The sequence below is a fragment of the Streptomyces sp. NPDC002825 genome, from assembly GCF_040295385.1.
Classification (GTDB): Bacteria; Actinomycetota; Actinomycetes; order Streptomycetales; family Streptomycetaceae; genus Streptomyces.
The window spans coordinates 94322-119652 of sequence record NZ_JBEOVH010000003.1; the positions used below are offsets into that span (position 1 = coordinate 94322).

The following is a 25331-nucleotide window of genomic DNA, read 5'->3' on the forward strand; positions in this document are numbered from 1 at the left end:
CCGCCCCGGAAGGGGGCGCCGCCTCAGCCCCTCACGACGGCCTCGGGCGTCGACCCGGCGTACACCGCACGTCCCGCCCGCCGCGGCCACCCGACCGTTCCGGGCAGGGATCATCGGGCCCTGGAAGGGGGCTGATTCCTACGGTGAAGACAGTCAGAAGGAAGGACACGCACCCGTGCTGGAGCAGCTCAACCAGGCGCTCGACCACATCGAACGCTGCCTCGAATCCGGGGCCGGTCGGGAGGTCGACGTCGCCGAGGCCGCGCGGATCGCGATGACGTCGGAGTACCACTTCCGGCGTCTGTTCTCGGCGCTCGCCGGGATGCCGCTCTCCCTGTACGTACGGCGCCGGCGCATGACGCTCGCCGGGGCCGAGGTGCTGGGCGGGGAGCGGACGCTGCTCGACGTGGCCGTGCGGTACGGGTACGGGTCGGGCGAGGCGTTCGCGCGGGCGTTCCGGTCGGTGCACGGCATCGGGCCGGGTGAGGCCCGGCGCACGGGTGCGACGCTCACGGCGCAGCCGCGCATGTCCTTCCGTGTCGTCGTCGAAGGGAGTACGACCATGCGGTACCGCATCGTCGAGAAGGAAGCGTTTCGGGTCGTGGGCAGGAAGGCGAGGGTTCCCCTCGTGCACGAGGGCGTCAACGCGGCGGCCGCGGCACATGTGGAGAGCCTGGACGAGCAGGCTGTCGTACGGATGAAGGAGCTGGCCGACGGGGAGCCGGAGGGGGTCCTGTCGGCGGTGGTGCACCTGACCGACAGCCGGGAGGAAGGCGCCGAGGTCGACTACTGGATCGGTGTGGTCACCGGCCCCGAGGCAGCGGCGGAGGAGCTCGACTCCCTCGACGTGCCGGCCGGGACCTGGGCGGTCTTCGACAACCACGGCCCCTACCCCCGTGCCCTCCAGGAACTGTGGCGGGACGTGTTCACCCAGTGGTTCCCCTCGAACCCGTACGCGAGCCGGCCCGGTCCTGAGCTGCTGCGGACGCGGCCGGTGGAGATCGGCGCCGAGACCGATTCCCAGCTGTGGATCCCGGTCGAGCGGATCGACGGGAGCGCCGGGGCCTGATCCCGCGGGGCCCGGGTGTCGTCTGCCGCCCCGGCAGGCGACACCCAGGAGCGTGGCGCCACGCGGTGCGCACTGCCATCACGCCTGAAGACGGGCACTCGGGCCGGAGCCCGGGTGCCCGTCCCGCACCGGGGTCAGGCGAGGCCGTCCCAGCCCCAGCGCGGGGTGGGGCCGGGCTCGCCGAGATCCGTCCCCGGGGCCGAGGCCGAGACGTCCTTGGCGATCCGGGTGCCCCAGTCGAAGTACTCCAGCACCCGGCGACGCAGCAGGGCGTCGTCCGGCAGCTCCTTCTCCACGGCCGCCGTCATCAGTTCCATCCAGCGCAGTCGCTGTTCCTCCGTGATGCCGAGGCCGAGGTGGGCACGGAGCAGGGCCTGGTGTCCGCCGAGCTCCGCCGTGAACTCGGCCGGTCCCGAGAACACCTCTGCCAGCCACACGGCCACGTGCTCCACATGGGCGGCGGTGAAATCGGCGAAGACGGGGGCGAGGAGGGGGTCCGCCAGGACCCCCTCGTAGAACGTCCCGGAGAGCCGGCGCAGCGCGTCGGCACCGCCCACAGCCTCGTACAGAGTGTTCGTGTGCTCGGCACTCATGGAAGCCCTCCAGTGATCCGGTTGTGTCGTCCCCACCTTCACACAACGCGGCCCGGATTCCCGCATGTTCGCTCTCGGCGGGGCCGGGGGGGGCGCCACGGGCTCCGGATTCCGCGTCGCGAACCCCGCGCCCGGTGTGCCGCGGGTGCCGGCGCCCTGCGGCCGGGGCCGGACGGGCGGACACTGGTGGAGGGGAAGCCGGAGGGAGGGAAGGGAGGCAGCAGGCGACGACCGTGGACGTGAGCGCCGAGACCCCGTGGGGGCATGAGACGTTTGCCGGGTCTTCACACGGAAGTCCTTCCGGGTTGACATGCCCACTTCTAGCCTGCCGGTTGCACCGCTCCCGTAGCCATCACCCTCAACCGGAGGTAGTCGTGTCCGGCGCGCCCAGAAAACGCCGCACCGCCCTTCTGTCCGCCCTCGGTCTCGCGGCCACGTCGATCGGCCTGTGGGCCGGCTTCGGCGGCACGTCGCAGGCCCAGACGGCGGCGGTCGTCCCCACCCCCGACCACGTGGTCGTCGTGGTCTTCGAGAACCACGCGTACAGCCAGATCATCGGCAGCTCCAGCGCCCCGTACATCAACTCGCTGAAGGCCGGCGGCGCCAACCTCACCCAGTCGTACGCCGAGACCCACCCCAGCCAGCCCAACTACTTCGCGCTGTTCTCCGGCTCCACCCAGGGCATCACGGACGACAGCTGCTACACGCCGGGCTTCTCCTCCGCGCCGAACCTGGCCTCCGAGCTGATCGCCGCCGGCAAGACCTGGAAGAGCTACAACGAGACGCTCCCCAGCCAGGGTTCGACCACGTGCAGCAGCGGCAAGTACGCGCGCAAGCACAATCCGTGGTTCGGCTTCTCCAACGTCCCGACCTCGTCGGCGTACACCATGGCGCAGTTCCCGACCGACTACACCACGCTCCCGCAGGTGTCGTTCGTGATCCCGAACCTGTGCAGCGACATGCACGACTGCACCGTCGGCACCGGTGACACCTGGCTGAAGAACAACCTGGGCGCCTACGCCACCTGGGCGAAGACCCACAACAGCCTGCTCGTGGTGACCTTCGACGAGGACAACCGGCTCGCCGGCAACAAGATCGCGACCGTCCTCTACGGGCAGCAGGTGGTCCCGGGCTCGACGTCCTCGACCACGTACAACCACTACAACCTGCTGCGCACGATCGAGGACATGCACGGCACCACGCACGCCGGCCAGGCCGCCAACGCGACCCCGATCACCGGCATCTGGACGCCCTGACGTGTACGTAGCGGACAGTCGCAGCACTCCCGCGACCGCCGCGACGGCCCCCGCCCGGGACCTCGGTCCCGGGCGGCGCGCCGCCGTCGCACCGACCGTGCTCGCGCTCGGCACGGTCAGCCTCGTCACGGACGTGTCCTCGGAGATGGTCACGGCGGTGCTGCCGCTCTACCTGGTCGCCGGGCTCGGCCTCTCGCCGCTCGGCTTCGGCCTGCTCGACGGTGTGTACAACGGCTTCAGCGCGCTCGTACGGCTCGTCGGCGGCCATCTCGCCGACCGCGGCGGCCGGCACAAAACGGTCGCGGCGCTCGGCTACGGGCTCTCCGCGCTGTGCAAGCCCCTGCTTCTGGTGGCCGGTTCGCTGCCGCTGATCGGTGCCGTGCTCGCCGCCGACCGCACCGGCAAGGGCCTGCGGACCGCGCCGCGCGACGCCCTGATCTCACTCTCGTCGCCGGAGGAGTCACGCGGCCGGGCCTTCGGAGTGCACCGGGCGATGGACACCGCGGGCGCCCTGATCGGCCCGCTCGTCGCCTTTCTCATCCTCCGTCAGGCGGTGGACGGTTACGACGCCGTGTTCACGGTCAGCTTCTGCGTGGCCGCGATGGGCGTCCTCATCCTGCTGCTCTTCGTGCCCTCGCGCCCCCGTCCCCTTTCGCCCCCGGCACCCGACGGGGCGCCTCGCGCCTCCCTCAAGGCCGCACTCGCCCTGCTGCGGGTGCCGGGCGTGCGCCGACTCGCCCTGTGCGCCCTGCTGTTGGGCCTCGCGACGGTCAGCGACTCCTTCGTCTATCTGCTGCTGCAGCGGCGCCTCGGCGTGAGCGACCACTGGTTCGCGCTGCTGCCGATCGGCACCGCCGCCGCCTTCCTGCTGCTCGCCGTCCCGCTGGGACGGCTCGCCGACCGGGTCGGCCGCTGGAGGGTGTTCCTGGGCGGCCACGCCGCCCTGCTGCTCGTGTACGGGGCGCTGCTCAGCGGCTGGCAGAGCCCGGCGCTGCCCTGGCTGGTCCTGGCGCTGCACGGCGGTTTCTACGCGGCGACCGACGGGGTTCTGATGGCCGCTGCGGCCGGCTTCGTACCGCCCGAACTCCGGTCGTCAGGGCTGGCGTTGATACAGACGGGGCAGGCGCTCGCCCGGTTCGGCTGCTCGATCGCCTTCGGAGCGGCGTGGACCGCGTGGGGCGATCGCTGGGCGGTCGGCGCGGCGACGGTCGTGCTCGCGGTGTGCGCGACGGCGGCGTTCGCGTTGCGGCCGGGGGCGCAGGGGCCGGGGCCGGGTGGGGGTTGGTCCCCGGGCGAGGGTGCGGCCACGAGGCCGGGTGCGGCGCCGGGTGCGGGGCCGGGTGCGGCCACGACCACGGAGACGGCCACGGGGGCGGCCACGACCTCGCCCAGTGCCACGGCCATGGGGACGGCTACGACCTCACCTGCTGCCACGACCACGGGCACGCGCACGACGACGGACACGGGCCCGGACACAGACACGCACACGGACACCGACACGGCCTCGGAGGAATCGCCCGCATGACCCCGCTGAACCTGCGCGGAAAACTGCTCGTCCTGATCGCCGCCCTCGCCGTGCTCGGCGGTGTGGCCGCCGCGTCGCTGCTGCACGCGACCGACCGGGCCGCCGAGAAGGACCGCCCGCAGGCGGGAGGCCCGGCGATCGAGTCCGGACGGGTCTCGCTCGCGGCCGGCGCCGACCGCCGGATCGTCTTCCGCAACATGGCCTGGGGCCCGCACCGCGACGAACTGGTCACCGTGCCGGCCGGCGCCCCCACCGGCCCGCGGACCGCGTCCGGGGTGAAGTGCCTGCGCTTCTACGCGGCCGGCGGCACCGGCGTCTGCCTGCAGGCCGTACGCGGCACCGTGGAGGACGCCTACCAGGCGGTCGTCCTGGACTCGGCGCTGAAGGAGCGGGCCCACTACCCGCTCCCCGGCATCCCGACCCGCGCCCGGGTCTCGCCGTCGGGCCGGCTGGTCGCGTGGACGGTGTTCGTCGGCGGCGACTCGTACGCGAGCGCGAGCTTCTCCACCCGTACCGCGGTCCTGGACACCAGGACAGGCCGCCTCACCACGTCCCTGGAGGAGTTCCGGGTCGTGAAGGACGGCAAGGACTACCGAGCCGCCGACACCAACTTCTGGGGCGTCACCTTCTCCCGCGACGACCGGCACTTCTACGCCACGATGGCGACCGCCGGCCAGACCTACCTGGTGCGCGGCGACCTGACCGCCCGTACCGTCACCACCGTCCACCGGAACGTCGAGTGCCCGTCCCTGTCCCCCGACGAGACCAGGATCGTCTACAAGAAGCGCGTCGCGGGCGCTTCGGCGGACGCGCCCTGGCACGAGTACGCCCTGGATCTGGCCACCCTGCGGGAGACCGCGCTCGCCGAGCCCCGGAGCGTCGACGACCAGGCCGTCTGGCTCGACGACCACACGGTCTCCTACTCCCTGCCGGGCGATTACGGGGCGGACCTCTACACCGTGCCGGCCGACGGCTCGGGCGCCCCGAAGCGCCTGATGACGGCGGCACTGGCACCGGCGTTCCTGGAGTGAGACCGGCGACCGGCCATGGTCCAGGCGCGGACCGGTGGACGCTGGCGTCGGAAACCTGCCGGACAGCAGGCCCGGGTCGCTGTTTGGCTGGCCGCATGAACACCGCACAGACGCACAGGGCCCTGCAGTTCCGCTCCCTCCACACCTCCGCGCACCCCCTGGCCCTGGCCAACGCCTGGGACGTCGCGAGCGCCCGCGTCGTCGAGGACGCAGGCGCTCCCGCGATCGCCACCACCAGCGCGGGGATCGCCTGGTCGCTCGGGTGTCCGGACGGGGAGAACCTCTCCTCCGACCGAGTGGTGGACCTGATCGCCCGCATTGTCGCGGCGGTCGACGTACCGGTCACCGCCGACATCGAAGGCGGATACGGACAGGACGCCGCCGGCGTCGCCGAGACCGTCGCACGCGTGCTGGACGCAGGCGCCGTGGGCATCAACATCGAGGACGGCACCCGTCCACCGGCCGACCTCAGGGCACGGCTGACGGCGGCTCGTGCCGCGGCGGATCGAGCAGGCGTGGCCCTCTTCCTGAACGCCCGTACGGACACGTACCTGTTCGGCCTCGGCGACCCCGCGACCAGGCTCAAGGACACCCTGGAGCGGGCACGCGGGTACGTCGACGCCGGGGCGGACGGCATCTTCGTCCCCGGCATGACCGACCCCGCGACCATCAAGGAACTGGCCTCGGGGATCTCCGTCCCGCTGAACGTCTTGGCCGGCCCCGGAGCAACGGACGTCGCGACGCTCGGCGGCCTCGGCGTCGCCCGCGTCAGTCTCGGCTCGGGAGTCGCACAGACCGCCTACGCCGCCACCCGCAGGGCCGCGCAGCAGCTGTACGGCACGGGCGACTACGACCCGCTCGCCGATGCCATCCCCTTCCCCGAACTCGACGGCCTGTTTCTCGACACGGACCGACCGCCGACCGGCGACCACTGACCACTGACCACTGACCACTGACCACGCGACCGAGGATGTCGGCTGTCGGATGGCGTACCTGGCGGGCGACCGAGGCCGTCCCCGGTCAGTCCCCGGCGGGGTGGAGGAATTCCTCGCCGATGGACCGGGCCGTCTCCTCGACGGCCTCCTCGTTCTTGTCCTCCGCCGTGAACAGGACCATGCCGGCGCTGCCCTTGTCGGCCCACACGCACATCGCCCGGAGCGTTCCGGTGGCCACCTCGGTGTACCGGAGGCATCGCATCCAGCCCCCGTACGGGCCGGTCCCGGCTCGCCAGGTGTCGTGGACGATCCCTACCCCTTCCGTGTCCGCCGGCACGAGTCCGTTGGCTCCGTACACGTCCGACTCGCGCAGCTCGTGGAAGTCTCCGGTCGTGACGGCCACCAGGTAGTCGGCGGCGGCGTCCGGTGCGGCGTCCTCGGCGACGTACACCCGGGCCACCGAAGCCTCCCGGGCGCTGTCGGGCACGGTACCGAACGGATCGAACTCCTCTCGGAGGTCGAAGCCCTGCAGGCCCCGGAAGGTGTCGTGGGCGACGATGTCATAGCGGGGGTACGCGAGGGAGGAGGCGTACGCCGCGACGCCGACCACCAGCAGCAGGGCGATACCGGCCCCGGCGAAGGCGTACTCGCGCGGGGTGACGCGCGGCACGGGCGGCAGTTCCGGCGGCCCGAACCCGTCGCCCTCTGCACCGGCTTCGCCGCCCGGACCCGCCTCGGTCACGGCTGCGACCATGCGCTCGGCAGCTCGCTCACGGGCGGCCCGCAGCTGCTTGCGGAGGCGGAGGAAGGGCAGCCCCATCACCAGGCCCACCCCCGTCGCCACGCCGTACGGCACCGCCGGCAGGACGGTGAGGCGCAGGACGACGAGCAGAGCGACGACCACGCCGATGACGAAGCGGTACTCGAGACCTCGGCGCAGCAGCAGTCGCGACCAGCGGCGGCCGGGGGCGGCGAGAGCCGCGGTCGTCTCGGCGAGGACGGCGAGGCGCAGGTCGCGCGGTGCTTCGGCGGCCCACTGGGCGGCTTGTGCGGCGGCGGCAGGCGGCGTGGGCGCGTCGGAGAAGGCGCGGGACGCGTCGAACGACTGCACCCGGCGCTCCGAGGCCCTGTTCTTCGCACCGGCGGAGACGGAGCTGCCCGCTGCCTCGGCGCGCTGCAGCTCCAGGGAATGGGGAGCGAGCTCCCGCAGACGGGCGAGGAGTACGGGCCCCCGGGCGTGCCGCCCCGGTCGGTCCATCGCGTCGGTACGGGCACAGAGTTCCGCGTACCCGGCGAGCAGACCGATGTCGTCCGGACAGGCTTCGAGACCCTCGCGGAAGACCCGCTCGGCGGCGTCGTCGTGGTCGTCGTCGTCTTCGGCCATGTGGGCGCGGGCGAGCGCGAGGAAGAGCCCGGCGTCGGGCCCGTCCGCGTCGAGGGCGCTCCGCCCGACCGCTCGCGCGTCGGCCGACCGGCCGGCGGCGACCAGCGCGTCGACCCGCTCTCTGAGGTGGTCACCCACGTGGTCAGTTGTGTCGTTCAAGAGTCCCCACCCCTGGTGCAGCGGGCCGGACGAACGCGGCCGCGAGCGTCACCATCACACGGACCGGAATCCTGGTCAACCCCGGGATCTACCTTCTGACCTGCTCTTTTGCCGCGCAACGGGATGGAATCGGACGTAGAGCGGGGCAGGCATGTCCGCTGATCCACGACGCCGCGACCCGGGCGGCCTCGCCATATACGTCGAAGCCGCCGGGGTCAGTGAAGGGAGTTCTGCCAGGCCCAGCAGTCCTGACGAACGGTGGCGGGGACCGCGCCCACGCCCGCGTTCACTTGCGACCGACGCCCGCGTACATCGCGACGTCCGGCGTCGGCGTCTCCGGCCGCCATGCGGAGCACGACACGACTCCGGGCTCGAGCAGCTCCAGGCCGTCGAAGTAGCGGGCGACGGCGGCAGGGGTTCGCTGCGTGAGCTTCGGGGTGCCGTGCTCGTTCCAGAACGCCACGGCCGCGTCGACGTCCGGCATGTCGGGGTGGGTGACCGTGTGGGACAGGACGAGGTGACTGCCGGGGGCGAGCGCGTCCATGAGCCGGCGCACGATGGCGTAGGACTCCTCGTCGTCCTCGATGAAGATGACGACGCCGAGGAGCATCAGCGCGACCGGCTGTGAGAGGTCGAGCGTCTTCGCCGCGGCGGCCAGGATCGTGTCGACGTCCCGGAGGTCGGCGTCCAGGTAGTCGGTGCGGCCCTCGGGCGTGCCGACCAGCAGGGCACGCGCGTGCGCGAGGACGAGCGGGTCGTTGTCCACGTACACGACCCGCGCGTCGGGGGCGACGCGCTGGGCGACCTCGTGCGTGTTGTCGGCGCTCGGCAGCCCCGTACCGACGTCCAGGAACTGTCGGATGCCCTCCCGCTCGGCCAGGTACCGCACCGCCCGCCCCAGGAACAGCCGGTCCGCTTTCGCGTACTCCCCGATCCCGGGGTGCAGCTGACGGATCTGGTCGCCGGCCTCGCGGTCGACCGGGTAGTTGTCCTTGCCGCCGGTCCAGTAGTTCCATATCCGGGCGGTGTGGGGCCGGGACGTGTCAATGCGCGATTCGATGTCGGTCACGCCTCCAACGTATCGCAGCGTCTGAACAACTCCCCTACTGGAATGGCTCATTGACCCGGGGCAAGGCGGGGCCGGCAGCCCACTCCCGGCCTCGTGATGAGTGCGGTCTTCTCATGCTTCATGCTGCGGTGAGGTGACGCGGGCCGGAGAACCCCGCGAGCCGCGACGGGTCCCGCGGTCCGGCGGTCGTACTGTCGAAGCCGCCACCGAGGAGGACTTCTGATGCGCAGCGTGACCTATTCGATGAGCATGTCGCTGGACGGCTACATCGTCGGGCCGGACGGAGAATTCCAGTGGACGGCGCCCGACGAGGAGGTCTTCCGCTTCTGGATCGACGACATTCGAAAAGTCGATGTCCATCTGCTGGGACGACGGCTGTACGAAACGATGTTGTACTGGGAGACCGCCGACCAGGATCCCTCGATCGACGACGACACGCGTGAGTGGACCTCGCTCTGGAAGCCGCTCCCGAAGGTGGTGTTCTCCACGACGCTGTCGGAGGTGCAGGGCAATGCCCGCCTGGCTTCCGGCGGCCTGGCGGAGGAGATCGAGCGGTTGCGAACCGAACCGGGGGAGGGCGAGATCGCGATCGGCGGCGCGACGCTGGCCGCCGAGGCCGCCGCGTCAGGTCTGATCGACGAGTACCGGGTCATGGTCTATCCCGTGCTGGTCGGGGGCGGCACTCCGTTCTTCCCGCAGCACGAGCGCCGGGTGGATCTCGCACTCGTCGAGACCCGCACCTTCCCCTCGAACGTCGTCTACCTCCGCTACCGCGTGGCGCGTTAACCGGTGGTGCCCGCGCCCTGGGAACCAACGCGGTGCGGTCCCGGCGCCGCCGCGAAGTCAGGGTGGGTTCGACGTCGCGCTTCGATGTCGAGACTGATCGAGTCGCCTCCTCATGCCGTCATAGGTCAGGCGGCCGCGACGTCCAGGCCGAGGAAGACTCCGATGTCGCTGACGTCGATCATGTGCCTCCTTCGGTCGTCACCACCTCGGCCGTCCCGAGGCACTGATCGCGACATCTACGTGACGAAGAGCCTTCCGGACTGCGAAGAAGCCGGTGGGCGTGCCCCTGACCAGCGGTATGCCCATGCCTCCGGAGCCGGGGACACCACCCCCAAGGCCATGCGTTCAACAGGGGGAGCAGTCATGCCGACCCCGGAGGCCGGGCGTCCCATTGCCGGGCCACCAAGAAGCAAGGGGGCGGCGTCGCACCGTGGTCGGCACCAGTCCGACGGCCGGGGTATGCGGCCCCGCCGTCACTTCAGGGTGAGGCAGGTGGACGTCCGCTCGTCCTTGTACCGGGTGCAGACCTGGGTGCCCTTGGGGACCAGGGGTCCGGTGTGTCCGCCGCGCCCCCACCAGACCGCGGCGAAGGAGCCGTTCGAGCCCTGTGTGACGTTGGCCTTCTTCCAGCCGGCGCCGTTCTTCCACGCCTTTCCGGGGGCCTTGTACGTCCAGCGGGCGTAGTAGACAGCGCCCCTGCGCGCCGGCTTCTTCGACGCGTACACCCAGCCGATGCCCCGCTGCGAGGCACCCTGCTCGTGCCAGTACTCCACCACGACGCTTCGCTTGCACCCTCCGCCTGGGTTCGGGACGCAGTTGCGGGCGCGCGCGTCGACCGAGGGGGAGGCGGTCGCTGCCGGGACTGTGGCCATCAGCGCCGCCGTCACCACGGCGGTCAGGACGGTCGTGCGGACTCGGTACGGTGAAGTGATCACGCGCGGTACAACGACTGCTCGCGTACGACGTTCTGTCCGTCACCCGGTTCCAGTCGCTTGCCGACGCGGAGGGTTCGATCAGGCCGGACCCGAACGTCGACTCCGCGGCGCGCCGCGCCGGCGACCTGCACGGGAACCACCGGCGGCGTGTTCATTGAGCCCGGTGAGCTCGGGAGCGGATGGGGCGACCGTGCTTGTCGCCGACGTCAACGCCTGGCTGCGACCGTCGCCCGTCACGCGGTGGGATCCACGTTCCACGTCTCCGGCAGAGCGCTGCCGCAGAAGACACAGACGAAGTCGTCCTCGCGCACGATGTTGCGCTCCTGGCAACCCAGGCACCGCCGGAACACCACCTCGTGGGTGAAGCCGGCAGGCCGCCCAAGTCCTACGTCGTCCAGTGCGCGAGCGACGGACGACCACGACGTGACGTCCGGGCAGTACCCGGTGGACTAATTGCTGACCTCGCCCGCGGTCCATCGGTCTGCCTCGCGAAGGAAGCTGATCTCGCCGGCACTCAGAACCGCGTCTCCGCCGGCGCAGGCCACGTGCTCACTTCGCCGCGCAGCCAGCCGGAGCACACCGTCCGCGCTGATCACGAAGGTGAACGGTTCGGCCAGTTCCGCTGCCGATCGCTCGGCGATCCAGTCATCGAAGTCGGCCGCGGACCTGATTCGGCACCCGCCGCCGGTCTGGACGGCAGTCTTCAGCTCGACCGGTCCGACATATCTGACACTCCGCCCTCGCCCACTCACGTCAGCCAACCTAGAGCACCCTCCGGCGTACGCCCCAGGCCCATGGCACGGGAGTGCCCCGGCCGGCGGTCCGACGTGCCGTACGTCCCTTCACTCCCATGCGTACAGTCATCGGCGTTTCGGCCAACCCGCGCGATCCGCATACCTGTTGTGGCGGCTGGGTCCATGCACACCCCATCCTTCGAAACGCGCTTTATCTCGGGCTCCAGAGACCGACCGAAATACATGTGTTCGATATTCCGGCCCGGTCGTTGAACTTCACGAGCGGGCCGGACGACTACCAAGGGGGGACCGACGTTGACCTCGGATCCTACGAACCGACAGCAGGCCATCCCGCCCGATGCGGTGACGACAGCGAGCGACTTCGCCGGCCTCGGCGCCGCCTACGACGCGCACGTGCGCAGTGCGCGGGGCCGTCTGCGTCACGACCTCGTCGAACGTCGGCTGCGGGCAGAGCTCCCGGGCCGTCCGCTCCGGGTCCTGGACGCAGGCTGTGGGACCGGCGAGACGACGCTGCGGCTTGCCGCGTCCGGGCATCATGTGACCGCGGTGGACGCGTCCGGCGGCATGCTCGCCGCCACGGTCGACCGGCTGGCCGCCCGCCCCGATCTGCAGGCACGGGTCCGCCTCCTCCAGGCGGACGTCGAGGACCTGGACCTCGACGGGCGGTTCGACCTGGTGTGCTGCCACGGAGTACTCATGTACCTGGGCCGGGCGGACAAGGCGATCGCGCGGCTGGCGGGCCTCGTCGCGGACCACGGTCTGCTGAGCGTCCTGACGAAGAACCGGCCGGCGATCGGCTTTCGTGAGGCCCTACGGGGCGAGCACGCGACGGCGCGCGAGCTCATCGAGTCCGGTAGCGGCGTGACCGTCGGCAACCTGGGCGTGCGCACCCGCGGGGACAGCGCCGAGGAGTTGGACCGGCTGGCGGCCGCACACGGGCTGTCGCCCCTGCCGTGGCAAGGGGTGCGCGTGCTCAACGATCACCGCGTCGGCTGGGCGCCGGGAGACGAGGAGTACGCGCTGGCGCTGGAGTCGGAGTGGGCGGCGTCGACGCGCGACCCGTACCGGCAGCTCGCGCCGCTCGTCCACACCCTCGCCCGCCGCGTACCGCCGCGGACCCCCCGTTGACCCTCGTACCGGGTGAGCGCCTGCAGCTGACGTACCCGGCTGAGCCGTCTCCCCCAGCCGACGACACCCCAGGAAGGCGGCACCCATGTCCCCCGACCTCGACACCACGACGACCGAGCTGCGCGCCAAGATGGTGCGGCGCCTCGAGACCGCGGGCGTCCTCACCGAGCCGCGGCTGCGCGAGGCGCTGCTCGCGGTGCGCCGGGAAGTGCTTCTCCCCCACGCGTACGTACGGGTCAGCGGACCGGGCGCGGATCCGATCGACTGGCGCCTCCTCGACGGCTCGCATCCGGACGACCGGGAGGAGTGGCTCGGCCTGATCCACAGCGACGAGTCGATCCTGCTCCAGCGCGACGGCGAGCCCCTGGACGCTCTTCCCCGTGGTCCCGTGACCGGCGGCCACATGACCTCGATGTCGACTTTCACTCCCGCCACCGTCGAGGCCCTCCAGGAACTGGGTCTCGCGCCGGGCCGGCGGTACCTGGAGCTCGGTCCCGGGCCGGGTGTCTCCCTCGCGCTCGCCGCCTCCATCGCGGGCACCGGACTCGCGACCGGTGTGGAGCGGGACGGGCACAGGGCGGCCTTCGCACAGGGGCACCTCGACCGCCTCGGAGTCGGCGCCCAGGTGATCGTGGGTGACGCGCTGCACGGGCACGCGGAGCGCGCCCCGTACGACCGGATCCACTCCGGATTCGGTGTGCCGTGCGTTCCGTCGGCATGGGTCGAGCAGCTCGCGCCCGGTGGGCGGTTGCTGACCACGCTCACGACCCGGACGCCCAGCTGGCCGGGGCAGTTGCTCGTGACCCGGGACGGCACGGGCCGGGTGGAAGCCGTCCTGCGGGGCAGGCCGCGCGGGTACCGGCCGATGCTCGGGTACACATGGCTCAACGCCGTGGACCATCGCGCACGGAACAAGGCCGACCCCGGCACGGCGCGACTGACGCGGCTCGGACCGCCGGCGGACGACGCCTACGGTTTCTGGGTCGCCGTCGCCCACCTCGCGCCGGGTCTCGTGCGGGACTTCCAGGCGGAGACGATGACGATCGTCGCCCCTGAGGACGATTCCTGGGCCGTGGCCGGCCCCGGCGAGGGGACCGTCCGCGTCCAAGGACCGCGCGACGTATGGGCCGAGCTCGAAGACGTGTACGCGCGCTGGGTGCGGGCCGACCGCCCGGAGACGTACCGAGTCTGCCTCTCCGACGGCACCGGGGCCCAGGCCGTCACCTCCGGCACCGGGCCGACGGCACTGAGCTGGGCGCTGCCGGAGCTCTCCCCCGTCCTCCCCCGAATGTTGCCGTGACTGCGCGTCCACGCTGCCGGCTGTCGACGGGGCGGATGTTCGCCGACACGGTCCTCATCACCCACTCACTCACTCACTCACATGGCCTTATCTCAGACGGGAGTTGCTCATGCCCCAGTCATCACAGGACCCGCTGCATCCCCATGTCGACAGCCACGTCACCGTGTGCGGGAAGTCGCCCTCCCGGCGCCCTGGAGGTGGCGCGTGAGCGGCGGGCGGCACACCGTGCCCGTGGACGTGCACCTGATTGCCGTCCGTGGCGGAGAGAAAGGTCCGGAGGTACTGCTGTCCCGGCGGGCCGGCGACGTGTACGCGTCCGGCCTGTGGCACGCCCCGTCGGGTCACGTGGAGCGTGAGACGGTCGTGGACGCCGTCGTACGCGAGACCCTGGAGGAGACCGGTCTCGTCGTGGCGGCGGAGGACGTGCGCGCGGCTGTCACGGTGCATCATCGGCCACCGGGCGGGCGGGAGCGCGTCGGGTTCTTCTTCGAGGTCCGTCGGTGGCAGGGGACAGCGCGGGTCATGGAGCGGGACAAGTGCGACGCGGTGCATTGGTTTCCTCTCGACCGGCTGCCGGAGCCGATGGTCGCCTATTGCCGTGCCGGTCTCGACGCCTACCGGGCCGGCGTGCCGGTGGCGCTGCACTTCCAGGACCCTGACGAGCCGATCGCCTACGACGCGGAGGCCGACCGCCTCTGTCTCGTCCGCGGCCCGGGGCCCGGGGACCAGGGTCCCGAGCCTGCCGTCCGGGACTTCGCCGAGCGCGCCGTCGGCCGCATCGCCACGTGGACGGATGTGTCCTGGGCCCGGGAGAACAGCCGTGTGTGGCGGGTGTGCGGGGCGGCGGGCGGCGAGTGGTTCGTGAAGGTTCACCAGAACGAGAGGTTCCACCACCGCGAGACGACCGCGCTGCGCCGCTGGGTTCCCCTGCTGGGCGGTGCCGGGCCCCGACTCGTGGCCGCCGACCCGGGTCTCCTGGCGGGCGTGGTGACCGCGGTCGAGGGGCGGTCCCTGCACGGCAGGGTGCTGAACGGCGCGGAGGAGCGGGCAGTGTTCGCGGCCCTCGGCACCCTGTTGGCGCGCATCCACGCGATCCCTCTGCCCGCCGGCGCTCTCGCCGCGAAGTCTGCCGTTGTCGCGCCCCTTGGCCCGTACGACCGGATGGATCGCCACCTGGACGCTGCGCGACCGCTGCTCGAACCAGGTGACGAGGAGCGCGTCCGCTCCGCCGTCGCCACCGCCCGGGAGCTCGGGCCGCTCACGCCGGTGGTGACCCACGGCGACTTCCAGCTGCGCAACCTGCTGCTCGGCGACGACGGGACGGTGCGGGTCATCGACTTCGAGCGCAGTGAACCCCAGCCACGGGTACGGGACTTCGTCCGCATCCTGGATCACTTCGACGGCCGGCCCGACGTGGCTTCGGCGTTCCTCGGCGGCTACGGTCGCCCGTTGACCGTCACGGAGGAGGCGCATCTGGTCGCGAGCGCCGCCCTCGACTCGGTCTCCGGCATCGCCTTCGGGACGCGGACCGGCGACCCGGAACTCGTCGAGCGTGGCCGCCGGACCCTGGCCCGCCTCCGTACCGGAATCACTTGGCCCGCCGTCCGTCCACCAGGAGTCACGCGATGAAGCCCGACATCGGTGCCCCGGCTGTTTCAGGACCGCTCCCCAGGGCGGCGACGCCCGACGACGCTGCCGAGATCGCCCGGCTGCGTTCCGACTTCGTCCTCTCCGAGCCGCTCGACGCCGCCTGGCTGGCCGTCTGCCGCGCTCAGATCGCCGCTCGTCTCCGGCCCGGCGCAGATGCCCGCGCCTTCGTGGTCGACGGCCCGGCCGGTGGACTCGTCGCGTGTGCGCTCGCCTTCATCCAGCCTGTCCTACCCGGCCCCGGCTACCCCCGGGGGCTCGCCGCCCGCATACACGCCGTGGCCACCGAGCCCGCGCACCGGCGCCGGGGCCTCGCCCGGGCCGCCCTTGCCGCGCTCCTGAAGCAGCTGGAGGAGGACGGTGTCACCCTCTACGAACTGCACGCGAGCGAGACCGCCGCGCCGCTGTACGAGGAGGTGGGGTTCCGGCGCGACGCGGCGCTCATGCTGATGACGAAGGCGCCGGCGCTCCACCGTGGTGAGGTGGGGCCTCGAAGTACGTCGGACGCCTGCTGCACTCCTACTCCCTGCTCCCGTACGGAAAGGTGAACGCATGCCCGGTCCGCCCGCCGTCGAGTTTCTCGACCGCGCCGCGATCACGTTCGTCGAGTGCCCGCCGCCGATGCTCACTTCACACGAGAAGAGAGAAGTGGAACGCATCTGGCAGGAGACCCTCGCGCGCAACCCGGCCACGTTCGACGGACCTGTCGCAGCCGCTCTCGGCATCGACCTGGTCCCCGGCGGTTCCCTGGTGGTGCGGTGGGCGCCCATGACGTACCGGGCCCGGGCCCTCCGGCGGCTCCGCCCGCAGCACGAGGTCCCCGGGTCCTTGTACGTCACCGTGCTCGTGCCGACGGAGAACGGGCTGCTGGTCGGTCGCGGAGCACCACGTACAGCCAACCCCGGGTGCTGGACGCTGCCCGGCGGAGCTGTTGAACCGCCCGCGCCCGGTGGAGGCCTGGACGTGGCCGGGTTGCGCCGCCACGCCGGCCGGGAACTGCTCGAAGAGACCGGTGTACGCGTCCCCGCCGAGGACCTGCGGCTGTGGACGGTGACCCGGGGACGGCGGTACGGCAGCCTGGGATTTCACTTCGTGTCCCCCACCACCTCCAGCGAGCTCGTACGGCGACGCCACGCGCGCCTCCCCGTCGCCGAGTCCGAGCACGACATGGGGCCGGAGCTCGACGAGCTCGCCTTCGTCGCCTCGCCGGCCGAGGTCGCAGGCCTGGGGCCTTCGGCGGACTTCCTGCCTCAGGTCCTCGGTCGGTACTTCACCGTGGACCGGTCCCAGGCGGGGCAAGCGCCGGCGCACGGCTGATCCCGAGCGTTGGAGCTGTCCGGTTCCGCGCCGCCTGCCAAAGCCGCCGTCTGGCGTCTCACCCGCTCTGCCGCCGCCCATCGCATGGACGCCGGCCGCCCTCTGGTCACGCCTGCATACTCTGCGGCATACTTTCCGTATGCCAGACACCAGCGTCAGGATCGACGAGACCACGCGGGACCGGTTCAAGGCCCTCGCCGACGCCGCCGGGCTGTCCGTCAAGGACTACCTGGAGCGCGTCGCCGACGAGAAGGAGCGGGAGCTGCTCCTCGACACCGCCACGGCCGCCTTCCGGCGTGCCGTCGGCGCCCCCGGCATCGTGAGCCGTTTCGACGCCGACTTCGGCGGGCTGCCGCCGGCCAAGCACGAGACGCCGCGGGCGGCCTGAACCGTGCAGCTGCTCGTCGACGCCCGCTGGCTGCTCGACCGCCAGGAAGACATCCTCCGCAGGGACCTCACGGTCAGCGACTACTCGGTCCTGGCCGGCATGGCCGCCCGCCACCGGGTGAACACGCCGCACATCGACCAGGCCGACCCGGACGCGTTCTGGCGCGCCGCGGTCTTCCTGCAGGAGTGCGTGGTGCTCCGCCCGCTGCCCGCCCGCAACGAGCTGTACGGCTACGGCGTCGCCATCGCCTACCTGGAAGCCTCCGGCCACCGTGTCGACACCTCGTACGAGCCCTGGCGCGATCTCATCCGCGACATCCAGGCCCTGCGTCTCACGAGCTACGACATCGCCGACCGGCTCCGGTCGTTCGAGCAGCAGTAAGCAGTAGTCCTCGGCCCTCCCTCTTGCGCTGCGCGATGTGCTGACCTCCCCCGGCGGGTGAGCGGTCTCTTCGTGAACCCGGGCCCCCGCCCTGCACCCATGACCTCGCCGCGGCGATCCGGCGGTGAGGACCTGCGTGGCGCGCGCAGCAGGGTGGGGACGCCGAGCCCCAGGGCGGCCTGGCCGCCGACTGTCACCGCCGCGCCCACTGCTCCGCCGCGCCGGATTCATCGATCATCGTCCTCTGCTGTCAATGCTCCTCCGAGGAGCCGTTCTGGACATCCCGGAGAGTTCTACGCGCGAGGAAAGAAGCGGCCGTATATCGGAAGGCACCATGCGCCGACCTCCCGTTTAGATCTTCGACCACAACCGTTCACCGAGGAGCCCAATCCAGCCCGTGCCAGGAGAGACTTTCGGACGCACTGTCCAGAAAGAACAGAGGAACGACCCATGCCCCCAAGACCTTTCGGCATGACCGCCTCCGTGGCCGCATTCGGACTACTCGGCTCTCTCGTCACCGCGTGCGGCTCGTCCGAGAGCGACGCGACCACGCTGCGGCTCGTGGCACCCGAGTACGGGACCGGCCCCGCGACCAGCTCCAAGGCGTACTGGGACAAACTGACCACCGCCTTCACCGCCGCCCATCCCGACAAGAAGGTCGAGGTGACGCTCTACCCGTGGGCCGACGTCGACCGTGAGGTCACGCGCATGGTCGAGGCGGACAACGCCCCCGACGTGGCACTGATGGGCGCCTACTCCGACTTCGCCGCGCAGGGCAGTCTCTACACCGCCGACGAGGTGATGTCGGTCCGAGCCGAGGCGAACTTCCTGCGGCCGCTCGCTGACGCGGGCTCGGTCGGCGGGGCCCTCTACGGTCTGCCGTTCGTGGCCAGCAGCCGGCTGCTCTTCTACAACGAGGAGCTGTTCGACAAGGCCGGCGCGAAGCCCCCGAAGACCTGGTCGGAGCTGAAGGAGGCCGCCGAGGCGCTGAAGAAGACGGGCGTGCGCTACCCGTACGCGCTGCCGCTCGGCCCCGAGGAGGCGCACGCCGAGGCCCTGATCTGGGAACTGAGCAACGGTGGCGGGTACACCGACGACAGCGGCGGCTACAACATCGCGTCCGAGCAGAACACCCAGACGTTCCGCTGGATCAAGGAGAACCTGGTCGCGCCGGGGCTCACCGGCCCGGTCGCGCCCGCCAAGCTCAACCGGCAGGACGCCTTCGACGCCTTCCTCCGCGGTGAAGTCGGCATGGTCAACGGCTACCCCTCGCTCCTGCACGAAGCGCGGGAGAAGGGCATGAAGGTCGGCACCCTGCGCATGCCGGTCTCGGACACGCTGGGTGACGAGGAGACCCCGCCCGCGGCGGGCGTCGCCGACTGGATGATGGCCTTCCGGCACGACGGCAATCGCGAACTGGTCACCGAGTTCCTGAACTTCGTCTACGAGGACAAGAACCTCAACGAGTTCGCCGGGCGCTACCACCTGCTGCCGGCGACGGTGTCCGCCACCGAAGCATCCCAGTACGCGTCGGCCGACCACAGCGCCGAGCAGTTCCTGGCCGCCCTGCGCAGTGCTCAGCTGTACCCGGTCGACGAACCGTCCTGGCTCGAGATCAGCAACACCATCAAGCGGAACATCGGGAAGGCCGTCGCGCCCTCCGCCGATCCGAAGGCGGTGCTGGAGCAGATCGCCCAGCAGGCCCGGGACGCGACCCAGCGGTAGGCGCCGTCCCCGTCTTCCCCGGGCCCATGAAGCCCTCCCCGTCGCTCACCAAGCACTCACAAGGTGCGCGAGCGACCACCCTCCCTCTCGTGCCGTCGGCCTCCGTGCGTCGAGGATCCTCCCGTCAAGGTGAGCGCACGCCGCCGCCATGCTCGCTCAGAAGGGTTACGAGTGCGACCAGCCGGACCCCTGCCGATGCGCGTGCCGGTCGGGGAGGGAGCCCCTCGGTGGACGAGCCGAGCCGTCCAGCGCCGGGTTCTGCTCGTGGTCCACAACGTCGGCTCGGCAGGCCGCCCGCTGGGCCTGCTTCCGCTCTTCCACGACGACTTCCGCATCCAGACGATGGTGACGTCCACGGGGTCCCCGGCCTTCCAGGGCGGGATCCGCGAACTCTTCGCCGAGCTGGAACGTCCCGAGCTGCCGTGGGAGCAGGCGCTTTCGACCCCGGTGGTTCTCGCGATCTCGGCGAGTTTCGGCGGCGAACTCGCTGCCATTCAGGGCCGTTTGTCCGTCCTGTCCCATGGTGTCGGATAGACAAAGAAGCTTGGCCAGCCGGGAGCCGAGAGCCCCGGCCCCGAGCACACAGCCCCCTCTCCGCAGAGCCCCGGCCACGGACGAGGGCGGGCGTGGGCTGTTCCTGGTCGCCCGGCTGACGTCCCGCTGGGGCAGCCGCTACACGACGCGCGGCAAGACGATCTGGACGGAGCAGGACCTGCCGGAACGGGACCGTAGGGGTGCGCGGTTCCGCGCTCGCGTACGCCGATGGCGCCTCCGAAAGCTTCGCCTGTCCGCCGCCGGGACACCGTCTGTCCACATGATGGACAGGCGCTTGAGACGTTCCCGACCAGTGCTAGCGTGCCACCCATGCAGCACATCGCCAGCCTCGCCATGATGCGAATGATGCCCCGAACCTCGGAGGCGCTTCGCTAGCGAAGCCGTGTGCGCACTGGATGCGACGGACCCTCCGGAGACGGAGGGTCCTTTTTTGTTACCCCGAATCAGTCACCACCGGGCCTGGGTGCCAACAGACCCAGTCCTTATTCGACAGAAATGTGAAGTATCTGCCATGACCCAGCTACCGGTCGTTTCTCTCACCGACTGTGCCGACCCCAACGCGCTCGCCCGGCAATCCACGCGCATCGCCACCCTCTTCGGCGCCACCCCGACCGTTCTTCCGCTGGGCGGCCCGGACCCGGAGGGCGCCGCCGCCCTGACCCTCCTCGACCTGCTGCGCTCCACCGATCTCATCGGCGGGCCCACGCAGCCGGTGGTGGTCCTGGTCAACATCGCCCCGAGGGACGGGCACTGGCCCAACGGCGTGCCGTTCTGCTGGTTCCGCCACGGCGACCACCTCGTCGTCAGCACCCTGAACCACCGGGTCCTCGCCCCGCTCGCCACCTACCTGGGCATCACCGAGGTCCACGTCACCGACGTCCGCGAGGTCCTGGAGGCGGCCGCCGCCGGGTGGGCCGAGCTCGCGCCGGCCGAGATCGAGGAGATGGTACGGACCCAGTTCCGCAGCCTGTGGTACGCGCCCCTCCTCGCCCGCTGGCTCGCCGACGGCCGCGACGTCCCCGCCGAGCCGGCAGCCGTGACCCAGCCCGTCACGCACGACGTGCGGGTCGCCGTCGTGGACAACTTCGGCAACTGCAAGCTCGACCGCCCGGCCGCCGAACTCCCCGGCTACACCACCGTCAAGAGCCTCCTCGTCCACAACCGGCACGAGGGCCGCGACGTCCCGGTCCGATGTTACGACCGGCTCCCCGACGTCCCGCTCGGCGAACCCGGCATCACCGTCGGCAGCTCCGGCGTAGGCTTCGCGGAACTCGTCGTCCGCGGCGGCTCCGCAGCCGAGGTCTTCGGTCTCAACCAGGGCGACCAGGTGCTCAGCCTCGCCGGCTGACGCATCGCCCCTTCCCCCCTCCCTCCGGCCTTCTCTTTCCCAAGGATTTCTGATGTCCCGTACCCGAATAGCTCTTTCGGTCTCCTCCGCCGCCGTCGTCGTGCTGGCGGCGGCAGCCTGCGCGCCGCAGCCGCAGGCCGATCCCAAGGCATCCGGTTCCGCCGGTACCGCCGCCGCCTGCACGACGGACAGCCCGAGCCTTCACAAGCCCGGCCAGTTGACGATCGCGACGGACTCGCCTGCGTACGAGCCGTGGTTCGACAGCAACACACCTTCCAACGGCAAGGGCTTCGAGAGCGCCGTGGCCTATGCGGTGGCCGGGAAGCTGGGCTTCAAGAAGGATCAGGTGAAGTGGGTCGTCGAGCCCTTCGCCCATTCCTACGCCCCGGGCGCGAAGGCCTTCGACTTCGACATCAACCAGATCTCCATCACCCCGCAGCGCGCGAAGGCCGTTGACTTCTCCAGCAGTTACTACACCGCGAACCAGGCCATCCTCACCCTGGACGGCTCGAAGTTCGCCAACGCCACCTCCCTCAGCGCGTTCAAGGACGCGAAGATGGGCGTGCAGGTCGCCACCACCAGCTACCAGGCCGTCCTGGAGCGGCTCAAGCCCACCCAGAAGCCGAGCGTCTTCAACACCACCAAGGACGAGGTCACCGCGCTGGCGAACGGTCAGATCGACGCCATCGTCACCGACCTGCCCACCGTCTTCTACCTCGCCGGCGCGGAGCTGGACAACGGAAAGATCGTCGGCCAGTTCGGCTACGCGGGCGGCACCCCGGAGAACTTCGGCCTGCTGCTGCCGAAGAACAGCGGCTACACCTCCTGCGTGAACCAGGCCCTCGACGCCCTCAAGGCCGACGGAACCCTGGCGAAGCTGACGTCGACGTGGCTGTCCGCCTCGGCGAACGTCCCCGAGCTGAAGCAGTAGCGGGCCGATCGTGGATCTTACGAAAACAGCCGCGCCCCCGGCGGCGGACGACGACACCTACGTGCCGAGCGCCCATGAGCTGGAGCGGCAGCGGTTCCGGCGCTCGCGCAAGCGCCGTCAGACCTGGACCGCGTCCCTGTGCACCCTCGCCGCCCTGGTCGCGGTGGGTGCGGGCGCGGTCGCCTCACCCGGCTGGGACCGTGTCAGGAGCCTGTTCCTGGACTGGGCGGAGCTTCGGGCCGCGTTCCCCGAGCTCCTTCGGGGTTTCTGGCTGAACATCCAGATGTTCCTGGTCGCCGAAGTGCTCATCCTGGTCTTCGGGCTTCTGATCGCGCTGGTGCGGGTGACCCGGGCGCCGGGACTCCAGCCTCTCCGGCTCGCCGCGACCGTCTACGTCGACGTCTTCCGGGGTGTACCGACGCTCCTGCTGGTCTTCCTCGTCGGCTTCGGACTCCCGGCCCTGCAACTGCAGGGCACCCCGTCCGACCCGTGGGTCCTCGGCGTCATCGCCCTCGTCCTGTCCTACGCCGCCTACGTCGGCGAGGTCCTGCGGGCCGGGCTCAACTCGGTCCACCCCGCGCAGCGCAACGCCGCCCGCGCCCTCGGACTGAACGAACGCCAGACCCTGCGGCACGTCGTCCTGCCCCAGGCCGTCCGCAACGTCCTGCCACCGCTCCTCAACGACTTCATCGCCCTGCAGAAGGACACCGCCCTCGTCTCCGTCCTCGGCCCCCTCGAAGCCCTGCGCGCGGCCCAGATCAAGGCCGACTACGACTTCAACTACACCCCTTACCTCGGAGCGGCCCTGTTGTTCATCGCCGTGACCATCCCCCTCACCCGCTTCGCCGACCGCCTCCAGCGACGGGCGGCCCAGCGCACCTGGGCGGAGACCAGCCGATGAACCAGCCCCTGCTCCGTATCCGCGGACTCCGCAAGCAGTACGGATCCCGGCTCGTGCTGCGCTCGATCGACCTCGACGTCGCCGAACACCAGGTCGTCTGCCTCATCGGCGGCTCCGGCTCCGGCAAATCGACGCTACTGCGCTGCGTGGACCTGCTGGAGACCGTCGACGACGGCACGGTCCACCTCGGCGACGCCGAGCTCACCGAACCCCGTCTGGATCCCGATGTGGCCCGCCGCCGCATCGGCATCGTCTTCCAGGCCTACAACCTCTTCCCGCACCTCTCCGTCCTCGACAACATCACCCTCGCCCCGCGCCAGGTCCACCGCACCCCGCGCAAGCAGGCCGAGGCCACGGCCCGGGAGCTCCTGGGCCGTCTCGGGCTCGCCGACAAGGCCGACGAGCACCCCGACCGGCTCTCCGGCGGACAGCAGCAACGAGCCGCCATCGCCCGCGCCCTGGCCACGGATCCGGAACTGCTGCTCTTCGACGAGATCACCTCCGCCCTCGATCCCGAACTCGTCGGCGAGGTGCTCGACGTCGTCGCGGATCTCAAGGAGCGGGGCCTGACCATCCTCATGGCCACCCACGAGATGGACTTCGCCCGACAGGTCGCCGACCAGGTCTGCTTCCTCGAGAACGGTGTCATCGTCGAGCAGGGCACCGCCGAACAAGTCCTCACCGACCCCCGCGAGCAAGCCACCCGGCGCTTCCTCGCACGAGCGCTCGACCGCACCTGATCAAGTGGAGGGGTCGGTGGCGGTGCCGAACCACCGGGGCAGCTGTCCGAGCAAGTCCCGCTGGTCGTCACCGACCCACGCCACATGGCCGTCCGGCCGCAACAGTACGGCGGGCACGTCGAGTTCGTCGCTGACGTCGGCGACGTGGTCGACGCGGTCCTCCCAGCCCGCCACCGTGAGCCGGCCGGTCTGGTCGAGGAGCAGTCCGCGGCCGCCGTGCGTCAGCTCGTACAGGCGTCCCCGCTTCAGCGCGACGTCCCGCAGCCGTCGGCCGAGCAGGGGGTGGCCTTCGCCGAAGTCGTAGCGGACGCCGATCGCCGTGATCCTCTCGACGAGGTACCGGTTCACGTCCTCGAAGTCCATGAGTTCCGACAGGAGTCGGCGTACTGCCGAGGGGCCCGGCTCGTCGGACTGCAGCTCGACCTGCGCCCGGGTGGTGTCCAGCACGGCGGCCGCCACGGGATGCCGCTCGGCGTGGTAGCTGTCGAGGAGATCCTCGGGCGCCCAGCCGGCGACCTCGGCGGCCAGCTTCCAGCCGAGGTTGAACGCGTCCTGGATGCCGAGGTTGAGGCCCTGCCCGCCGTGCGGCGGATGGATGTGCGCCGCGTCGCCGGCCAGGAACACCCGGCCGACCCGGTAGCGCTCGGCCTGCCGGGTGGCGTCGCCGAAACGGGACAGCCAGCGCGGTTCACGTACGCCGAAGTCGGTGCCGGCGAGCGCCCGGATCCGCTCCTTGAACTCATCGAAGGTCGGCGGAACGGTGCGGTCCTCGGCGACCTCCTCCGTACGCACGACGAAGCCGTACAGCCCTTCCGTGCCGGACGCCGGGCCGAACCGCAGGTCCGGCGTGCCGAGCTCGGCCGCGGCGGCGGTCATCTTCTCCGGCGGGACGCCCACCTCGGCCTCGCCGAGGAGCCACTCGCGCCGGGCGGGTTCGCCGGGGAAGCCGACGCCGATCAGCTTGCGTACCGTGCTGCGGCCGCCGTCGCAGCCGACGAGGTGGCGCGAGCGCAGCCGCGTGCCGTCCGCGAGCTCGACGGTCACCCCGTCTTCGTCCTGGCTGAGCCCGACCACCGCGGTGCCGCGCCGGATGTCGGCACCGGCCTCGACGGCGTGTTCGGTCAGCAGCCGGTCGGTGAGGGTCTGCGGGATGCCGAGGATGTAGGGGTGTGCGGTGTCCAGGGGGTCGGGGCGCGGTTTGCGGATGCCGGCGAAGGAACCACTGAGCGGGTACCGCGTGCCGAGGGCGAGGAACCGGTCGAGGAGGCCGCGCTGCTCCATCACCTCGATGCTGCGCGCGTGCAGTCCGCGCGCGCGGACCACCTCGGTCGGCTCCGGCTCCTGTTCCAGTACGACCGTGTGCACGCCGTGCAGGCGCAATTCGCCGGCCAGCATCATGCCGGTCGGTCCCCCGCCGACCACGATCACGTCGATCATCAGCACACCCGTTCAATGAGGTCGAGTCCGTGTTCC

23 protein-coding genes and 3 pseudogenes are annotated in these 25331 nt (G+C 71.1%); 20 read left to right on the top strand and 6 right to left on the bottom strand.

Annotated elements, in window-relative coordinates; genetic code table 11:
- The first annotated feature begins 175 nt into the window (after window positions 1–175).
- The gene (locus tag ABT041_RS05025; RefSeq protein ID WP_351179128.1) at window positions 176–1069 is read left to right on the top strand and encodes an AraC family transcriptional regulator; all 894 of its coding nucleotides are present in this window, start codon (window positions 176–178) and stop codon (window positions 1067–1069) included.
- A 134-nt stretch (window positions 1070–1203) separates the two neighbouring features.
- On the opposite strand, the gene ABT041_RS05030 is transcribed toward ABT041_RS05025, so the two are convergent.
- A complete protein-coding gene (locus ABT041_RS05030; protein ID WP_351179131.1) occupies window positions 1204–1662 on the bottom strand; it encodes a group II truncated hemoglobin in 459 nt (152 codons plus the stop codon).
- 374 nt (window positions 1663–2036) lie between these two features.
- Between ABT041_RS05030 and ABT041_RS05035 the strand changes: the two genes are divergently transcribed.
- The 4 genes and pseudogenes from ABT041_RS05035 to ABT041_RS05050 all read left to right on the top strand — a co-directional run bounded on the left by ABT041_RS05035 (window position 2037) and on the right by ABT041_RS05050 (window position 6409).
- Window positions 2037–2918, top strand: a complete 882-nt coding sequence (locus ABT041_RS05035) for an alkaline phosphatase family protein (RefSeq protein ID WP_351179134.1) — start codon at window positions 2037–2039, stop codon at window positions 2916–2918.
- 1 nt (window position 2919) lies between these two features.
- Window positions 2920–4185: pseudogene (locus tag ABT041_RS05040) on the top strand (MFS transporter); the annotation flags it as partial.
- Between the two features lie 254 nt (window positions 4186–4439).
- On the top strand, window positions 4440–5474 hold the full coding sequence (locus tag ABT041_RS05045) for a TolB-like translocation protein (RefSeq protein WP_502976375.1): 1035 nt from the start codon (window positions 4440–4442) through the stop codon (window positions 5472–5474).
- 95 nt (window positions 5475–5569) lie between these two features.
- Window positions 5570–6409, top strand: coding sequence for an isocitrate lyase/PEP mutase family protein (locus ABT041_RS05050; RefSeq protein WP_351179137.1), 840 nt, complete (start codon window positions 5570–5572; stop codon window positions 6407–6409).
- Between the two features lie 85 nt (window positions 6410–6494).
- Here the strand turns inward: ABT041_RS05050 and ABT041_RS05055 are convergent, their stop codons facing one another.
- Window positions 6495–7952 (bottom strand): hypothetical protein, encoded by a 1458-nt coding sequence (locus ABT041_RS05055; protein WP_351179140.1) that lies wholly within the window; start codon window positions 7950–7952, stop codon window positions 6495–6497.
- Window positions 7953–8238: 286 nt separating this feature from the next.
- The gene (locus ABT041_RS05060; RefSeq protein ID WP_351179143.1) at window positions 8239–9021 is read right to left on the bottom strand and encodes an SAM-dependent methyltransferase; all 783 of its coding nucleotides are present in this window, start codon (window positions 9019–9021) and stop codon (window positions 8239–8241) included.
- 222 nt (window positions 9022–9243) lie between these two features.
- Here ABT041_RS05060 and ABT041_RS05065 point away from each other — a divergent pair, with 222 nt between their 5' ends.
- On the top strand, window positions 9244–9807 hold the full coding sequence (locus ABT041_RS05065) for a dihydrofolate reductase family protein (RefSeq protein ID WP_351179146.1): 564 nt from the start codon (window positions 9244–9246) through the stop codon (window positions 9805–9807).
- A 473-nt stretch (window positions 9808–10280) separates the two neighbouring features.
- On the opposite strand, the gene ABT041_RS05070 is transcribed toward ABT041_RS05065, so the two are convergent.
- Complete coding sequence (locus ABT041_RS05070; RefSeq protein WP_351179149.1) at window positions 10281–10742, bottom strand: hypothetical protein; 462 nt, start codon at window positions 10740–10742, stop codon at window positions 10281–10283.
- A 233-nt stretch (window positions 10743–10975) separates the two neighbouring features.
- Window positions 10976–11449 (bottom strand): annotated as a pseudogene (locus ABT041_RS05075) (hypothetical protein).
- Window positions 11450–11791: 342 nt separating this feature from the next.
- Here ABT041_RS05075 and ABT041_RS05080 point away from each other — a divergent pair.
- The 14 genes and pseudogenes from ABT041_RS05080 to ABT041_RS05145 all read left to right on the top strand — a co-directional run bounded on the left by ABT041_RS05080 (window position 11792) and on the right by ABT041_RS05145 (window position 23858).
- On the top strand, window positions 11792–12625 hold the full coding sequence (locus ABT041_RS05080) for a methyltransferase domain-containing protein (RefSeq protein WP_351179152.1): 834 nt from the start codon (window positions 11792–11794) through the stop codon (window positions 12623–12625).
- Window positions 12626–12710: 85 nt separating this feature from the next.
- Window positions 12711–13925 carry a methyltransferase domain-containing protein gene (locus ABT041_RS05085; RefSeq protein ID WP_351179155.1) on the top strand — a complete coding sequence of 405 codons (1215 nt, stop codon included), beginning with the start codon at window positions 12711–12713 and terminating at the stop codon, window positions 13923–13925.
- A gap of 204 nt (window positions 13926–14129) precedes the next feature.
- Window positions 14130–15554, top strand: a complete 1425-nt coding sequence (locus tag ABT041_RS05090) for a phosphotransferase (RefSeq protein ID WP_351179158.1) — start codon at window positions 14130–14132, stop codon at window positions 15552–15554.
- Complete coding sequence (locus tag ABT041_RS05095) at window positions 15551–16120, top strand: GNAT family N-acetyltransferase (protein WP_351179161.1); 570 nt, start codon at window positions 15551–15553, stop codon at window positions 16118–16120. The genes ABT041_RS05090 and ABT041_RS05095 overlap by 4 nt, the downstream gene beginning before the upstream one ends.
- 4 nt (window positions 16121–16124) lie before the next feature.
- A complete protein-coding gene (locus ABT041_RS05100; RefSeq protein WP_351179164.1) occupies window positions 16125–16889 on the top strand; it encodes an NUDIX hydrolase in 765 nt (254 codons plus the stop codon).
- Window positions 16890–17028: 139 nt separating this feature from the next.
- Window positions 17029–17277, top strand: coding sequence for an antitoxin MazE7 (locus tag ABT041_RS05105; protein WP_351179167.1), 249 nt, complete (start codon window positions 17029–17031; stop codon window positions 17275–17277).
- A 3-nt stretch (window positions 17278–17280) separates the two neighbouring features.
- Entirely contained in the window at window positions 17281–17658 is a 378-nt protein-coding gene (locus tag ABT041_RS05110; RefSeq protein ID WP_351179170.1) for a toxin Doc, read from the top strand.
- A 450-nt stretch (window positions 17659–18108) separates the two neighbouring features.
- Window positions 18109–19383, top strand: a complete 1275-nt coding sequence (locus ABT041_RS05115) for an extracellular solute-binding protein (protein WP_351179173.1) — start codon at window positions 18109–18111, stop codon at window positions 19381–19383.
- Between the two features lie 264 nt (window positions 19384–19647).
- Window positions 19648–19917 carry a hypothetical protein gene (locus ABT041_RS05120; RefSeq protein WP_351179176.1) on the top strand — a complete coding sequence of 90 codons (270 nt, stop codon included), beginning with the start codon at window positions 19648–19650 and terminating at the stop codon, window positions 19915–19917.
- A 43-nt stretch (window positions 19918–19960) separates the two neighbouring features.
- Window positions 19961–20107, top strand: a pseudogene (locus ABT041_RS05125) (ATP-binding protein); the annotation flags it as partial.
- 342 nt (window positions 20108–20449) lie between these two features.
- Window positions 20450–21286 (top strand): SAM hydroxide adenosyltransferase, encoded by an 837-nt coding sequence (locus ABT041_RS05130; RefSeq protein ID WP_351179179.1) that lies wholly within the window; start codon window positions 20450–20452, stop codon window positions 21284–21286.
- 52 nt (window positions 21287–21338) lie between these two features.
- Window positions 21339–22217 carry an ABC transporter substrate-binding protein gene (locus ABT041_RS05135; protein ID WP_351179182.1) on the top strand — a complete coding sequence of 293 codons (879 nt, stop codon included), beginning with the start codon at window positions 21339–21341 and terminating at the stop codon, window positions 22215–22217.
- 10 nt (window positions 22218–22227) lie between these two features.
- Entirely contained in the window at window positions 22228–23118 is an 891-nt protein-coding gene (locus ABT041_RS05140; protein ID WP_351179185.1) for an amino acid ABC transporter permease, read from the top strand.
- Window positions 23115–23858 (top strand): amino acid ABC transporter ATP-binding protein, encoded by a 744-nt coding sequence (locus ABT041_RS05145; protein ID WP_351179188.1) that lies wholly within the window; start codon window positions 23115–23117, stop codon window positions 23856–23858. Before ABT041_RS05140 ends, ABT041_RS05145 begins: the two co-directional genes overlap by 4 nt.
- Here the strand turns inward: ABT041_RS05145 and rox are convergent, their stop codons facing one another.
- Window positions 23859–25295: a rifampin monooxygenase gene (gene rox, locus ABT041_RS05150; RefSeq protein ID WP_351179191.1), complete on the bottom strand. Its 1437-nt coding sequence runs from the start codon at window positions 25293–25295 to the stop codon at window positions 23859–23861.
- Between the last annotated feature and the right edge of the window lie 36 nt (window positions 25296–25331).